The 783-nt window shown below is 66.7% G+C and carries 1 protein-coding gene and 1 pseudogene; one reads left to right on the forward strand and one right to left on the reverse strand.

Annotated features, from left to right (window positions below; translation table 11 throughout):
• Nucleotides 1–310, forward strand: a pseudogene (locus AACY45_RS27150) (succinate--CoA ligase subunit alpha); the annotation flags it as partial.
• A 137-nt stretch (nucleotides 311–447) separates the two neighbouring features.
• On the opposite strand, the gene AACY45_RS27155 reads toward AACY45_RS27150, so the two are convergent.
• On the reverse strand, nucleotides 448–783 hold a 336-nt coding region (locus AACY45_RS27155), incomplete at its 5' end, for a pyridoxine 5'-phosphate synthase (RefSeq protein ID WP_339548510.1).

A 783-nucleotide genomic window follows, 5' to 3' on the forward strand; every position in this document is an offset into this window, starting at 1 on the left:
CGAGCTGTTCCTCGCCGATGAGGCGACCAAGTCGATCATCATGATCGGCGAAATCGGCGGCTCGGCTGAAGAAGAGGCGGCGCAGTTCCTGATCGACGAGGCCAAGCGCGGCCGCAAAAAGCCGATGGCAGGTTTCATCGCGGGCCGCACGGCACCTCCGGGCCGTCGCATGGGCCATGCCGGTGCTATAGTAAGTGGCGGGCAGGGTGGTGCCGAAGACAAGATCGCGGCGATGGAAGCCGCCGGGATCCGTGTCGCGGACTCGCCCAGCGAGCTCGGCACCACCTTGTTGGCGGTGTTGAACGGTTAAACAAGAACCTTCTCCCGGTGGGAGAAGGTGGCCCGTCAGGGCCGTATGAGGGGGACGGGCACAGTGCCCGATGTCACCCTCACCCTCCCACCCGCTTTCGCGGGCGGGCCCCTCCCTCTCCCGATGGGAGAGGGATATCACCGCGCCGCGTCCATCGCCGCGCGCATCTGCTGCACGCTGGTCGCCAACCCGACGAACAGCGCCTCGCCGATCAGGAAATGCCCGATATTGAGCTCGCGCACTTGCGGGATCGCCGCGATCGGCGCGACATTGGCATAGGTCAGGCCATGCCCGGCATGGACTTCGATCCCGTTGCGCGCCGCCAAAGCCGCCGCATCCGACAAACGGCGCAGTTCGACCGCCTGCGCTTCGCCCTCGAGCTCGGCATAGCGCCCGGTGTGCAGCTCCACCACCGGCGCGCCCAGGCGAATCGCCGCGTCGATCTGCAGCGCATCGGGTTCGATGAACAGAGA

This window comes from Pseudomonas sp. RA_35y_Pfl2_P32 (assembly GCF_963970735.1).
GTDB lineage: Bacteria > Pseudomonadota > Gammaproteobacteria > Pseudomonadales > Pseudomonadaceae > Aquipseudomonas.